The sequence below is a fragment of the Gemmatimonadaceae bacterium genome (genome assembly GCA_030647905.1).
Classification (GTDB): Bacteria; Gemmatimonadota; Gemmatimonadetes; order Gemmatimonadales; family Gemmatimonadaceae; genus UBA4720.
Map to the genome: position 1 here is coordinate 33,861 of JAUSJA010000037.1, position 12,689 is coordinate 46,549.

Sequence of the window (12,689 nt, forward strand, 5' to 3'; positions counted from 1 at the left end):
GCACACGAGCGCTGCTGCCATTGACTCGCACGCCGCCTTTCCGTGATATTGAACGCTGGATATGATGTCTTCAACAAGCCGAAATGCTCTATAACATACTTCTCGTTATTCTCCTCATAGACGCCGTGGTTCTGACCGCGGCGATCCTGCTTCAAGCCGGCAAGGGCAGTGGCCTCGCCGCCAACTTCGGCGGCGCCAGCTCATCGCCTGACGCTTTCATCGGCATCCACCAGGCAGGGACCATTCTGACGAAAGCCACGTGGTGGTGCGCCGGAATCTTCCTGGGTCTGTCGTTCATCCTGCAAGTCATGTCCACCAGGACGCTGGCTCCCAAGTCGGTTCTCGAAAACACGTTCGGCAAGCCCGCGCCGGTCCCGGCGACTTCGCCGGCCACCGCAGCGCCTGTAACGCCAGCCGTTCCCCTGACGCCCGCTCCGGCAACGACGCCTGCGACGACTCCCCCTGCGACCAAGCGGTAGCGGCGAGAGTTGACTGTTTACGCCACACACCCGGGGTTCCTCCTCCTAGAGGACGGAACCCTTTTTCATGGCCGCATCCGTCGCGCCGCTGGCAGTGGCGCGCGTGCGAGCGGACAGGAGCCGACGGTCGCCGAAATCGTGTTCTCGACGAACATGACCGGCTACCAGGAGATGTTCACCGATCCTTCGTTCGGCGGACAGATCGTGGTCATGACCGCTCCACAGATCGGGAACTACGGAATCAACACCGAAGATCCCGAATCGGCGCATCCGCAGGTCGCCGGTGTCATTGTTCGCGAGCTTTCGCGGACGTTTTCGAACTGGCGCGCGACGGGCGATCTGGAGGGCTGGCTCGAGTCAGCAAATGTGCCTATCCTGCAAGAGGTTGACACGAGACGCCTCACGCGGCATCTCAGGTCGGCCGGTGTCATGCGCGGTGTCATCGGCGTTGGAGATTCCCCCACTGCCGACGCGATCGCGGCGCTCGAGGCATGCCCATCGATGGAGGGCCTCGATCTCGCCTCACGCGTCACGACGCGCGAGCGTTATACGTGGGGCGATCCCGCCGCCAGCCGGTACATCATCGCCTACGACTTCGGCATCAAGCGAAATATTCTCCGACTCTTCGCCGACCATGACGCGCGCGTAACTGTCGTCCCCGCCGACACTCCCGCGAGCGACGTGCTCGGCGAACATCCCGACGGCGTCTTTCTCTCCAACGGTCCGGGCGATCCTGACGCCATATCCTATGCGCCAGATACGGTGCGAGAACTGGCAACCAGCGGGACACCCGTATTCGGCATTTGTCTCGGCCACCAGGTCCTGGGCCTGGCGTTCGGTGGCTCGACAACGAAGCTACCGTTTGGGCACCGAGGCGGAAACCACCCCGTGCGTGAAATGTCAACCGGCCGTGTGCTGATCACCTCGCAGAACCACGGCTTCGCCGTAGAAGGGAATGCGTCAGGCATCAAGGGCTCGGCCGAGCTCGAGGTCACACACGTGAACCTGAATGACGGGACGGTCGAGGGGCTCAGGCACCGAGATCTGCCCGTCTTCGGGGTGCAGTATCACCCGGAAGCGGCCCCCGGCCCGCACGATGCCGTGCCTCATTTCGATCAATTCATGGACGCCATACGCTCCCGCAAGTAGGCGCGCCGCTGCTCCGAGCCGGACTCAGGAACGCTTGACACGATTTCAGTAAAGTCATACTTTCTAACGAGTTACGGACATGTGGGTGCGTCACACCTGAGGCGGAGTCAATGACTAAAGCGGACCTGGTCGAGAGAGTCACCGCCCAGATTTCCCGGACAGCGGGCCCGATGATCTCGAAAAAGGACTGTGCGCGCGTGGTGGACGCCTTCCTCGAGGCCGTCAAGGAGTCGCTCCAGCGCCAGGAAAACATCGAGGTCCGCGGTTTCGGCACGTTCAAGATCCGCCGACGCAAGACTCGCATGGCGCGCAACCCGAGGACAGGATCCCCGGTCGAGGTATCCGCCCGCCCGGTGCCCGTGTTCAAGCCTTCCAAGGAGCTCCGCGCGCTCGTAGCAGGTGTGGAGATGTCCGAGTTCCACGATACCGAGCTCTCCGAGGCCGAGTAGCACCCTCGGCGGTCCGGGCATGACCGTCACCATCCGCCTCTTTGCGTCCTACGCCGACAAGCTCGGACGCTCAGCCTTCGAGATTGAATGCGCTGAAGGATCCACGGTGGCCGACATCGTGAGGTCGGTCACGAGCTTGCCCGGGGGCTCGTCGCTTCCTCCAATGCCTCTTGTCGCGGTGAACCGCATTTACGCCGACAGCGGCACGCCCGTGAGCGACGGCGATGAGGTGGCCATCATTCCTCCGGTGGCTGGCGGATGATGCGGGCATCGCTGGTCAGACGACCGATCGCGGTGGAGGCCATCGTCGCCGAAGTCGCCGGCGAAGGGAACGGTGCAACCGCGCTTTTCCTCGGCACCGTCCGATCACACAACGACGGCCGCGACGTCACCGGCATCGAGTACTCGGCATACGACGAGATGGCGGAGCTCGAGATGGACTGGATTCTGCGGGAGGCGGCCGAACGGTTCTGCATTGCTCAGGCGGTGGTCGAGCATCGCCTCGGGGAGTTGAAGGTCGGTGACGCTTCCATTGGCGTCGCCGTCGCCCACGCGCACCGCGGCGAAGCGATCAATGCGTTACGCTTCATCGTGGACGAGATCAAGCGCCGAGCACCGATCTGGAAGCTCGAGCACTACGCGGACGGCACTCGCGAATGGGTCGCTGCGGGAACTGGAACGACGCCGTGACCGAGCCGCGAACCGACCAGTTCGGCAGAAGGATCGAGTATCTCCGTATCTCCGTCACCGACAAGTGCAATTTCCGCTGTCTCTACTGCATGCCGCCTGAGGGCCTGCAGTGGCTCCCCAAGGCGGAGATACTGAGCTACGAGGAGATCGCGGGCATCGTTTCGCAGCTCGCGCCCGAAGGGCTCAGTCGCGTACGCGTTACGGGCGGTGAGCCGACGATCCGCCCGAACCTGGAAGTGCTCATCAGTCTGCTCCGCGCCATCGGCGGCATTCGAGACATCGCTCTCTCGACCAATGGGGTGCGCCTCGTCGAGCTCGCGGCGAAGTATCGCGCCGCGGGCCTCGACCGCGTGAATATCAGCGTGGACTCGCTCCGCCCCGAGCGGATCGCGGCGATCGCCCGACGAGACATGGGCTTCAACCCGATTGCCGCTGCTGCTGCCGCTGAGCGGGCGGGCCTTTCTCCCGTGAAGATCAACGTGGTCGTCATGCGTGGCATCAACGACGACGAGATCGCCGATTTCGCACGCCTGACACTCGATAACCCGTGGCATGTCCGTTTCATCGAACTGATGCCGGTGGGATCCATGAGTGGCGTCATCTGGGAACACGTCGTGGCATCGGCCGAAGTGCTCGAGCGAGCCGCATCTGTCGGTGCTCTGTCCCGTTCGCCTGGCCCTTCGCGCGGGAACGGTCCGGCCGAGTATCACTCGTTCGACGGCGCGCCCGGATCGATTGGCGTCATCACCCCCATGACTCACACCTATTGCGCGAGCTGCAACCGCGTGCGTCTCACGGCCGACGGAAAGCTGCGTACGTGTCTGTTCGGCGATCATGAGGTGAACCTCCGCGAGCCGTTCCGCGAAGGCGCTGATATGGCGCCGCTTTTTCGGCGCGCACTCGCCGGGAAGCCGCTGGAGCACGAGCTTCTCCAGATGCGCACCGGCGGATTGCGTGCTCTTTCGCAGGTTGGAGGCTGACCGGCGGTTTGCCAGCGCCGCAATTGCGAAATAACTTTCGCTCTGCAGTTCTCCACTAATCCAGCAGAGCACAATGGTCAACAAGATTACGGTCGTCGGCGCAGGCAACGTAGGCGCGACGACTGCGCAGCGTGTCGCCGAAAAGGAGCTGGCCCGCCACGTCGTACTCGTGGACATCATGGAAGGCGTGCCGCAGGGGAAGGGACTCGATCAGTGGGAGTCGGCGCCGATCGAGGGATTCGACTCCCGTGTCATCGGCACCAACGGCTACGACGAGGCCGCCAATTCCGACATCGTCATCGTCACCGCCGGCATTGCGCGCAAGCCAGGCATGTCCCGCGACGATCTTCTCAACACCAATGCCGGCATCGTGAAGTCGGTGTCCGAGAGCATCAAGGCGACGTCGCCTGACGCGATTCTCATCATGGTGTCAAACCCGCTCGACGTCATGTCGTGGGTGGCGAAGGAAGTGACGGGGTTCCCGCGCGAGCGCGTGCTCGGAATGGCGGGAGTCCTCGACTCGGCGCGGTACCGCTCGTTCCTCGCCGAGGCGCTCGACGTGTCCGTTCGCGACATCCAGGCGATGGTGCTCGGCGGCCACGGCGACACGATGGTGCCGCTTGTTTCGTACACGAGCGTCAGCGGCATTCCGGTCACGCAGCTCATGCCGAAGGAGCGCCTCGACGCGATTATCGAGCGCACGCGCAACGGCGGCGCCGAAATCGTGAAACTCCTCAAGACCGGTTCAGCCTATTACGCGCCTTCAGCCGCGGCCGTGCAGATGTGCGAGGCGATCGTGCGCGACCAGAAGCGCATTCTCCCGTGCGCCGCGTGGCTCGAGGGCGAATACGGGATGTCGGGACTCTTCCTTGGCGTGCCGTGCAAGCTTGGCCGGAAAGGGCTTGAGGGGATCCTCGAGGTTACCCTCACTGACGAGGAGCGTGCGGCGCTCGAGCGCAGCGCGGAAGCGGTCAGGGAGCCGATGAGCGCAGTCAAGCTCTGACAAGGAGATGAACCGGGCAATCCGCTTCTACCAGTCGGCGATCGGAAAGAAAGTCGTGATGGGTGTCACCGGCCTGATTGGAATCGGGTTCGTGATCGGGCACATGTCGGGCAACCTCCTCGCCTTTCGCGGGGCGGAAGCAATCAACGCCTATGCCCGGTTTCTCAAGAGCACGGGCGAGCTTCTGTGGATCCTGCGCCTGGTGCTCATCGCCGCAGTGATTCTGCACGTCGTCGCCGCGTATCAGCTCACGATGCAGAACCGCGCGGCACGTCCTGTCGGGTACGTCAACCGCGAGCCCCAGGTGAGCACCTGGGCGGCACGCACGCTGCGGTGGGGCGGCGTGCTTCTCCTTCTGTTCATCGTGCTCCACATAATGCATTTCACGACCGGGACCATCGAGCCGGCAGGCGCGTTCAGCGAGACCGACGTACACGCCAACATCGTCACGAGCTTCCGGTTGTGGTGGGTGACCCTCTTCTACGTAATCGCGATGATCGCGCTCGGACTGCATCTCTATCACGGTGCATGGAGCTCGGTGCGGTCGCTTGGCATCTCACCGCCGTCGAACGATCCGTTGCACCGCCGCGTCGCACTTGTGATCGCGGTGGTCGTCTGGCTCGGCTTCACCGCCGTGCCCGTCGCCGTCTTCGCCGGACTCATAGACTGACATGGAACTGAAAGCACGCATCCCCGCGGGCCCGCTGGAGAAGAAATGGGACCGCCATCGCTTCGAGATGAAGCTCGTCAATCCCGCCAACAAGCGGAAATACTCCGTCATCGTCGTCGGCACCGGCCTTGGCGGCGGAGCAGCGGCCGCGACTCTCGGCGAGCTCGGATACAACGTGAAGTGCTTCTGCTTCCAGGATTCACCGCGGCGCGCGCACAGCATCGCCGCCCAGGGCGGAATCAACGCGGCCAAGAACTACCAGAATGACGGCGACAGCATCCACCGTCTTTTCTATGACACGATAAAAGGCGGCGATTTCCGCTCCCGCGAGGCGAACGTCTACCGCCTCGCGGAGATCAGCGTGAACATCATTGATCAGTGCGTGGCACAGGGAGTTCCGTTCGCTCGCGAGTATGGCGGACTGCTGGCGAACCGGTCGTTCGGCGGAGCGCAGGTGTCGCGCACGTTCTACGCGCGTGGTCAGACCGGACAGCAGCTGCTGCTTGGTGCGTACCAGGCGCTCGAGAGGCAGATCGCGCTCGGATCCGTGAAGATGTTCCCGCGCACAGAGATGCTCGATGTCGTGGTCATTGACGGAAGGGCGCGCGGGATCATCACCCGCGATCTGATCACCGGCGAGATCCAGCCGCACGTCGCCGATGCCGTCGTGCTGGGAACCGGCGGTTACGCCAATGTTTTCTATCTCTCGACCAACGCCAAGGGGTCGAACGCGACCGCCATCTGGCGCGCGTACAAGCGCGGAGCTGCGTTCGCTAATCCGTGCTTCACGCAGATCCACCCGACCTGCATTCCGGTCAGCGGGGAACACCAGTCCAAGCTGACCCTCATGAGCGAGTCGCTCCGCAACGACGGACGCGTGTGGGTTCCAAAGGCGAATGGTGACAAGCGCCCGCCGAACCAGATACCCGAGGCGGAGCGGGACTATTACCTCGAGCGCAAGTATCCGAGCTTCGGCAATCTCGCTCCGCGCGACATCGCTTCACGCTGCGCGAAGGAAGTGTGCGACGAGGGCAGGGGAGTCGGCGAAGGCGGACTTGGCGTCTATCTCGACTTCGCCGACGCCATCGAGCGCCTCGGCGAAGGAGTCATTCGAGAGCGGTACGGCAACCTCTTCGAGATGTATCAGCGTATCACCGACGAGGATCCGTATAAGGTGCCGATGCGCATCTATCCCGCAGCGCACTACGTCATGGGCGGCTTGTGGGTGGACTACAGCCTCATGAGCACCGTCGAAGGGCTGTACGTCATCGGCGAAGCCAATTTCTCCGATCACGGCGCCAATCGTCTCGGCGCGAGCGCGTTGATGCAGGGGCTGGCGGACGGATACTTCGTGATCCCCAACACGATCGGAGACTATCTCGCCACCGCCCGGCCGCCGAAGGTGGACGAGAATCACCCGGCTTTCCGCGAGGCGGTGGCGGAGGTGGACGAGCGCACCCGGCGGCTGCTCTCGATAGATGGAAAGCGGACCGTCGATTCATTTCACCGCGAGCTGGGCCACATCATGTGGAGCTACTGCGGGATGGCGCGAAACGAGGCGGGACTGAAGAAGGCGCTCGAGCTGATCCCTGTGCTGCGCGACGAGTTCTGGCGGAACGTCAATGTGCCCGGAAGCGATGCGCAGCTCAATCAGGCGCTGGAGAAGGCGGGACGCGTCGCCGATTTCATGGAGCTGGCCGAGTTGATGTGCCGCGACGCGCTGCATCGCACAGAATCGTGCGGAGGACATTTCCGTGAGGAAAGCCAGACTCCCGACGGTGAAGCGCTGCGCGACGACGAGCACTTCGCGTACGTGGCGGCATGGGAGTACGCGGGAGAAGGCCAGGCGCCGATTCTGAACAAGGAGCCGCTGGTTTTCGAGAACGTCAAGCTCTCGCAGAGGAGCTACAAGTAATGAACCTGCGCTTGAGAGTCTGGCGCCAGGCAGGACCCGCGGCGCGCGGCCGGATGGTGGAGTACGACGCACCCGGCATCAGCCCGGACATGTCGTTCCTCGAGATGCTCGACGTGGTGAACGAGCGATTGACGGAGAGCGGCGAGGAGCCGATCGCGTTCGATCACGACTGCCGCGAGGGAATCTGCGGGTCGTGCTCGCTGATGATCAACGGAGCGGCGCACGGTCCGATGAAGGGCACCGCGACGTGTCAGCTCCACATGCGCAGTTTCAAGGACCGGGACGTGATAGACGTGGAGCCGTGGCGAGCGAAGGCGTTCCCGGTGATCCGCGATCTCGTGGTGGACCGCGGCGCGCTCGACCGGATCATCCAGGCCGGCGGATTCATCACCGCGTCCACTGGCGGCGCTCAGGACGCGAATGCGACGCTCGTCCCGAAGACGTCCGCCGACGCGGCGATGGATGCCGCCGCGTGCATTGGCTGCGGCGCCTGCGTCGCCGCCTGTCCCAACGCATCCGCATCCCTCTTCACGGCGGCGAAGATCAGCCACCTCGGACATCTTCCGCAGGGACAGCCGGAGCGTCATCGCCGCGTGCTGTCCATGGTAGAGCAGATGGAGCTCGAGGATTTCGGCGGCTGCACGCTTTTCGGTGAATGCCAGGAAGCGTGCCCGAAGGAGATCAGCATCGACACGATCACGAGGATGAACGGCGACTACATCTGTGCTGGTCTCCCGGCTTGAGACGCATCTCGTACGCCACGCGGAGCCAGCCGCCTTTCTCCCCCTTGTAACCAGGACCCGCTCGAAAAACTGCTTGGACGACAAACTGCTTGGACGACGGACGACACTAGCCTAGTACTTACTTGACATAGAAGCCGTTATAGCATAAGGTGTGGTACCTTCCGTGTGGAGAGTGCCATGAGTTATGCTGCGGTGCCGGTCACGCTCGCGCCAGAGGAGGCCGACACGCTCGGCCGGTGGGCGCGCGCCGGGCGAAGCGAGCACCGGCAAGCCTTTCGTGCCCGCATCATCTTGCGCGCGGCAGCCGGCGAAGGGACGAACGCCATCGCCGAGTCGCTCGGCACCCGGCCCGCTACGGTGAGCAAGTGGCGCACGCGGTTCGCCACGCAGCGGCTGGCCGGCCTGAGGGATGCGATGCGTCCCGGGAAGCCGCGCCTCTACACGGAGGCGACGGAACGCCGGATCCTGGCGCAACTCGATGCGCCGCCGCCGCCGGGCTATGCGCAGTGGAACGGCCGGCTCGTCGCCCGTGCACTGAGAGATGTCTCGGCTGACCAGGTATGGGCGATTTTGCGGAAGCACAAGATCGCTCTCGCGCGGCGGCGGAGTTGGTGCATCAGTACCGATCCAGAGTTTGCGCGCAAAGCGGCCGACATCGTCGCCCTGTACCTGCGCCCGCCGGAGAACGCCTTGGTGATCTCCGTTGATGAGAAGCCTCATATTCAAGCGCTGGAGCGGGCTCAGGGCTACTTGAAGTTCCCCAATGGACGGGCGATGACGGGCTTCTCGCATGAATACAAGCGGCATGGCACGTCGACACTCTTCGCCGCCCTGGCAGTTGCGACGGGCCGGGTCGTGGCGGGGCACTACCGCCGCCGCCGGCGGGTGGAGTTCCTCGATTTCATGAATCGGGTCGTCGCGGCCTATCCGGACCAAGAGCTGCATGTCGTCCTGGACAACCTGAGCACCCATAAACCGAAGCACGACCGTTGGCTCGCTCGCCATCCTCGCGTTCACTTGCACTACACGCCCACGCACGCGAGCTGGCTCAATCTGATCGAAGTCTGGTTCAGCATCCTCGCGCGCGCCGCGCTGGCGGGCGTCAGTTTCACCAGCGTACGGGCGTTGCGCGAGGCGATCGATCGCTTCCTGGCCGCATGGAAGACGGAGGCCCATCCGTTCGAGTGGACGAAAGAAGTTGTGCATCAAGTCCCGCTCAAATCACGTTACTCTGATTTACTCAAGTAAGTACTAGCGTGAGCGTCATGTCAGCATGGAATACCGACGACTACGCGACGGGAACGGCGAGCGGAACGTCAATGGCCGCGCCGCACGTCGCTGGGGCGGCTGCGCTCTACCTGCAGAGCAATCCGGGAGCGTCACCGGCGGCAGTCGCACAGGCGCTCGTCTCGTCGGCAACGAATGGCGTCCTGACAGGACTCGTCGGTACCTCGCCGAACAGGCTTCTCCGAGTGGCGGGATCCAGCAGCGGAGATACTGCGACCGCGCCAGCCCCTGCGCCGGCGCCGGCACCGAGTCCCCCGCCGGTGAATGCAGCTCCGATCGCAAGCTTCTCGGTCAGCTGTCCCTCGAACAAGAACAACTGCTCGTTCGATGCATCGGGCTCGAGCGACGACTCGGGAATTGCCAGCTACTCGTGGAACTTCGGCGACGGTACGTCGAGCGTGAGCGCGGCGAATCCGAGGGCGAGCCACTCCTATTCAGCGAAGGGCACTTACTCAGTCACGCTGACGGTGAGCGATGCGGCCGGTCTCCAGACGAGCGCGACGCAGAGAGTATCCGTGAAGAGTCTCAGCAGGTAACGTATGACAGCGGCGGCATCGTGAGATGCAGTCGCTGCGGCAAGAGAAAGAGGGGCTCCGTTGGGGCCCCTCTTTTTGGGTTCTTCACGGATTAATGGGAAACGCCGCCCTTGTCTCAAGGAAGAAGCACCTGTCGGTCGGAAGCCGTGAGCTATCCGTTCGATAACTGAGAACAGCCGACCTGCCAGCGGTCGGCCCTTCTCAGTTGAATCGGCTCGAGCCCACTGCTGACACACTCTTGGCCGCCTACATGTTTAAGGTGATGCCCCCGGAATTCCTCGAAGAACCTTTTTTATTGCGGCGGCGTCAGCGCGCCCCGCAAACGCTCCACCCGATCACAGCTTCGGCAGCGTCACCCCGGTCTGCCCCTGGTATTTTCCCTTCTTGTCCTTATAGGAAACCAGCGGCTCCTCCTCTCCCTTGAAGAACAACACCTGCGCGATTCCCTCGTTGGCGTAGATCTTCGCGGGAAGGGGAGTCGTGTTGGAAATCTCGAGCGTCACATGACCCTCCCACTCGGGCTCCAGCGGCGTGACGTTCGTGATTATCCCGCACCGCGCATACGTGGACTTGCCGACCGTCACGGTGAGGACGTTACGCGGAATCCGGAAATACTCCACCGACCTCGCCAGCGCGAACGAATTGGGCGGCACTATGCACACGTCGCCGTTGAATTCCACGAACGAGTTGGGGTCGAAATTCTTGGGGTCCACGATGGAATTGAGAACGTTCGTGAAAATCCGGAACTCGCTCGCCACGCGCATGTCGTAGCCATAGGAGCTGACACCGTACGAAATGACCCCCGACCTGACCTGGCTGCTTTCGAACGGCTCGATCATCCCATGCTCGAGCGCCATCTGGGTGATCCAGCGATCGGACTGAATTGACATTTCCTGGATGGGATTTTGCGGAGGTGCGCCACGTTCGTGCACGCGATATTGCAGGCGCGGAAATCTATGGAATCGGAACGCTTCGGGCTACGGTCATCCCCCTTCCATCCGCGCTATCGAACACGATAGATTCCTGTCGCCTACAGTTAGTGAAATATTTCACGAAGTCGGGAACTCCATGAGTCGCGCGTACTTGCCTGTCCTGATGTTGCTTGGATTCGTGGTCATGAATGGGCTGCTGATAGTGGTGTTGTCGGCACTCCTCAAGCGCTCACGCCCGACTCCGGTCAAGCAGACCCCCTACGAGTCCGGCATCCCCGTTCTCGGCGACGCCAGAGAGCGATTCTCCATCAAGTTCTACCTCGTCGCCATCCTGTTTATCGTGTTCGACATCGAAACCGTTTTCATGATCCCGTGGGCCGTTTACTATAGACAGCTTTCCTGCACGGCCGAGCTCGTCGCCGGCGCGTGCCCGGCCGGACAGATCACGTTCTTCGGTCTCGGTGAAATGCTCGTATTCATGGCGATCCTGCTCGTCGGGCTCGCCTACGTCTGGAAGAAGGGAGCACTGCAATGGGATTAGCGGCACGTCCTGAGACCCGCACGGTCTCCTGGCAACCCGAAAGTCAGGAAGGCTGGGTCGCGACCCGCCTGGATTTCCTCGTCAACTGGGGACGAGCGAACTCCCTCTGGCCGATGCCGTTCGGCACGGCCTGCTGCGCGATCGAGTTCATGGCCACCGCGGCCAGCCGGTTCGACCTCGCCCGCTTCGGCATGGAGAGAATGAGCTTCTCTCCGCGACAGGCGGACGTCCTGATCTGCGCCGGCCGCGTTCCGTTCAAGCTCGCCCCCGTCATCCGCCGCATCTGGCAGCAGATGCCTCAGCCAAAGTGGTGCATCTCGATGGGTGCCTGCGCCTCGACCGGTGGCATGTTCGACAACTACGCGGTGGTGCAGGGAATTGACACGATCATTCCGGTTGACGTGTACGTGCCCGGCTGCCCGCCACGGCCTGAAGGCCTACTCTATGGAATCCGCATGCTCCAGGAGAAGGTCATGGCCGAACGGCTCGTGGACAACCGGCTGCGCGACGAAATGAATCCCGACCCCTCGAGCCAGCTCTACATCCCGCCGTCGGTCATTGACGAGCTGGGAGAGCCGTTCGGCAATTCGGTCCACCAGACGCGCTCCGCACCGTGACGGACAAGTTCGACATCGTCACCACCGGTTCGGCGCTGCGCGAAGTTTCTCCGCCGATCACGCCGCGGAATGTGCAGCACCGCGGCGGCGAGCCCAATCCCAGTGCCTCGGCTCTGGCCGCACGTTTTCCGGGGGCCGTCCAGCGCTCTGAAGTGGTGTGGGGCGAGACGGCCGTGTACGTCGAAGCGTCCCGCATCGGCGAGATCATGCAATGGCTGCGTGACGATCCCAATCAGCGCTACGATTATCTGAGCGACGTCACCGCAGTCGAGTATCGTGACTTCGAGACCCCCATCGAAGTGGTCTGGCATCTTCGGTCGCTGCCGTTCCGGCGTTTCCTTCGCGTCAAGGCGATGCTGGCGAAGAACGCACCGCTGGAAGTGCCAAGTGTCTGGCCACTCTGGAAGGCTGCCGACTGGATGGAGCGCGAGTGCTACGACATGTTCGGCATCCGTTTCGTGGGGCATCCGGATCTCCGCCGCATCCTGATGTGGGAGCAGTACAAGGAAGGATTCCCGCTGCGCAAGGATTTCCCGCTGCGCGGCCGCTTCAGCCGCGCCGAGCAGCTTCGTCAGGCCCTCACGCAGAATCCGGAAGCGAAATACTCGATGGAAGAGCTTGCGATCGCCGACGCATTCGAGGATCTGCCCGCGGACATGCGGAAGCGCCTCGGCACCGGTGAACGGACGGGTGAGTAG

At 63.0% G+C, this 12,689-nt stretch carries 16 protein-coding genes; 15 read left to right on the forward strand and 1 reads right to left on the reverse strand.

Translation table 11 applies throughout. The annotated features are described in order from the left end of the window. Positions 1-83 precede the first annotated feature (83 nt). The 12 genes from secG to Q7S20_14140 all read left to right on the forward strand — a co-directional run bounded on the left by secG (position 84) and on the right by Q7S20_14140 (position 9,901). Entirely contained in the window at positions 84-479 is a 396-nt protein-coding gene (secG, locus tag Q7S20_14085; GenBank protein MDO8502959.1) for a preprotein translocase subunit SecG, read from the forward strand. 9 nt (positions 480-488) lie between these two features. Then, complete coding sequence (gene carA / locus Q7S20_14090; protein ID MDO8502960.1) at positions 489-1,628, forward strand: glutamine-hydrolyzing carbamoyl-phosphate synthase small subunit; 1,140 nt, start codon at positions 489-491, stop codon at positions 1,626-1,628. A 110-nt stretch (positions 1,629-1,738) separates the two neighbouring features. Continuing rightward, a complete protein-coding gene (locus Q7S20_14095) occupies positions 1,739-2,077 on the forward strand; it encodes an HU family DNA-binding protein (protein MDO8502961.1) in 339 nt (112 codons plus the stop codon). Between the two features lie 19 nt (positions 2,078-2,096). Beyond that, on the forward strand, positions 2,097-2,339 hold the full coding sequence (locus Q7S20_14100) for a MoaD/ThiS family protein (GenBank protein MDO8502962.1): 243 nt from the start codon (positions 2,097-2,099) through the stop codon (positions 2,337-2,339). Then, positions 2,336-2,767: a molybdenum cofactor biosynthesis protein MoaE gene (locus tag Q7S20_14105; GenBank protein ID MDO8502963.1), complete on the forward strand. Its 432-nt coding sequence runs from the start codon at positions 2,336-2,338 to the stop codon at positions 2,765-2,767. Before Q7S20_14100 ends, Q7S20_14105 begins: the two co-directional genes overlap by 4 nt. After that, complete coding sequence (gene moaA, locus Q7S20_14110; protein MDO8502964.1) at positions 2,764-3,747, forward strand: GTP 3',8-cyclase MoaA; 984 nt, start codon at positions 2,764-2,766, stop codon at positions 3,745-3,747. Before Q7S20_14105 ends, moaA begins: the two co-directional genes overlap by 4 nt. A gap of 73 nt (positions 3,748-3,820) precedes the next feature. Continuing rightward, on the forward strand, positions 3,821-4,750 hold the full coding sequence (mdh, locus tag Q7S20_14115; protein ID MDO8502965.1) for a malate dehydrogenase: 930 nt from the start codon (positions 3,821-3,823) through the stop codon (positions 4,748-4,750). Positions 4,751-4,757: 7 nt separating this feature from the next. Continuing rightward, entirely contained in the window at positions 4,758-5,420 is a 663-nt protein-coding gene (locus Q7S20_14120) for a succinate dehydrogenase cytochrome b subunit (GenBank protein ID MDO8502966.1), read from the forward strand. Between the two features lies 1 nt (position 5,421). Continuing rightward, positions 5,422-7,335, forward strand: coding sequence for a fumarate reductase/succinate dehydrogenase flavoprotein subunit (locus tag Q7S20_14125; GenBank protein ID MDO8502967.1), 1,914 nt, complete (start codon positions 5,422-5,424; stop codon positions 7,333-7,335). Further along, positions 7,335-8,078 carry a succinate dehydrogenase/fumarate reductase iron-sulfur subunit gene (locus Q7S20_14130; GenBank protein ID MDO8502968.1) on the forward strand — a complete coding sequence of 248 codons (744 nt, stop codon included), beginning with the start codon at positions 7,335-7,337 and terminating at the stop codon, positions 8,076-8,078. Before Q7S20_14125 ends, Q7S20_14130 begins: the two co-directional genes overlap by 1 nt. A gap of 177 nt (positions 8,079-8,255) precedes the next feature. Continuing rightward, positions 8,256-9,326, forward strand: coding sequence for an IS630 family transposase (locus tag Q7S20_14135; GenBank protein MDO8502969.1), 1,071 nt, complete (start codon positions 8,256-8,258; stop codon positions 9,324-9,326). Positions 9,327-9,343: 17 nt separating this feature from the next. Then, on the forward strand, positions 9,344-9,901 hold the full coding sequence (locus Q7S20_14140; GenBank protein MDO8502970.1) for a PKD domain-containing protein: 558 nt from the start codon (positions 9,344-9,346) through the stop codon (positions 9,899-9,901). Positions 9,902-10,236: 335 nt separating this feature from the next. On the opposite strand, the gene dcd is transcribed toward Q7S20_14140, so the two are convergent. Continuing rightward, positions 10,237-10,791: a dCTP deaminase gene (gene dcd, locus Q7S20_14145; protein ID MDO8502971.1), complete on the reverse strand. Its 555-nt coding sequence runs from the start codon at positions 10,789-10,791 to the stop codon at positions 10,237-10,239. 178 nt (positions 10,792-10,969) lie between these two features. On the opposite strand from dcd, the gene Q7S20_14150 reads away from it, so the two are divergent. The 3 genes from Q7S20_14150 to Q7S20_14160 are packed head-to-tail and all read left to right on the forward strand — an operon-like array spanning position 10,970 to position 12,689. After that, a complete protein-coding gene (locus Q7S20_14150; protein MDO8502972.1) occupies positions 10,970-11,374 on the forward strand; it encodes an NADH-quinone oxidoreductase subunit A in 405 nt (134 codons plus the stop codon). Beyond that, positions 11,365-11,991 (forward strand): NADH-quinone oxidoreductase subunit B family protein, encoded by a 627-nt coding sequence (locus Q7S20_14155; GenBank protein ID MDO8502973.1) that lies wholly within the window; start codon positions 11,365-11,367, stop codon positions 11,989-11,991. Before Q7S20_14150 ends, Q7S20_14155 begins: the two co-directional genes overlap by 10 nt. Beyond that, positions 11,988-12,689, forward strand: a complete 702-nt coding sequence (locus Q7S20_14160) for an NADH-quinone oxidoreductase subunit C (protein MDO8502974.1) — start codon at positions 11,988-11,990, stop codon at positions 12,687-12,689. The genes Q7S20_14155 and Q7S20_14160 overlap by 4 nt, the downstream gene beginning before the upstream one ends.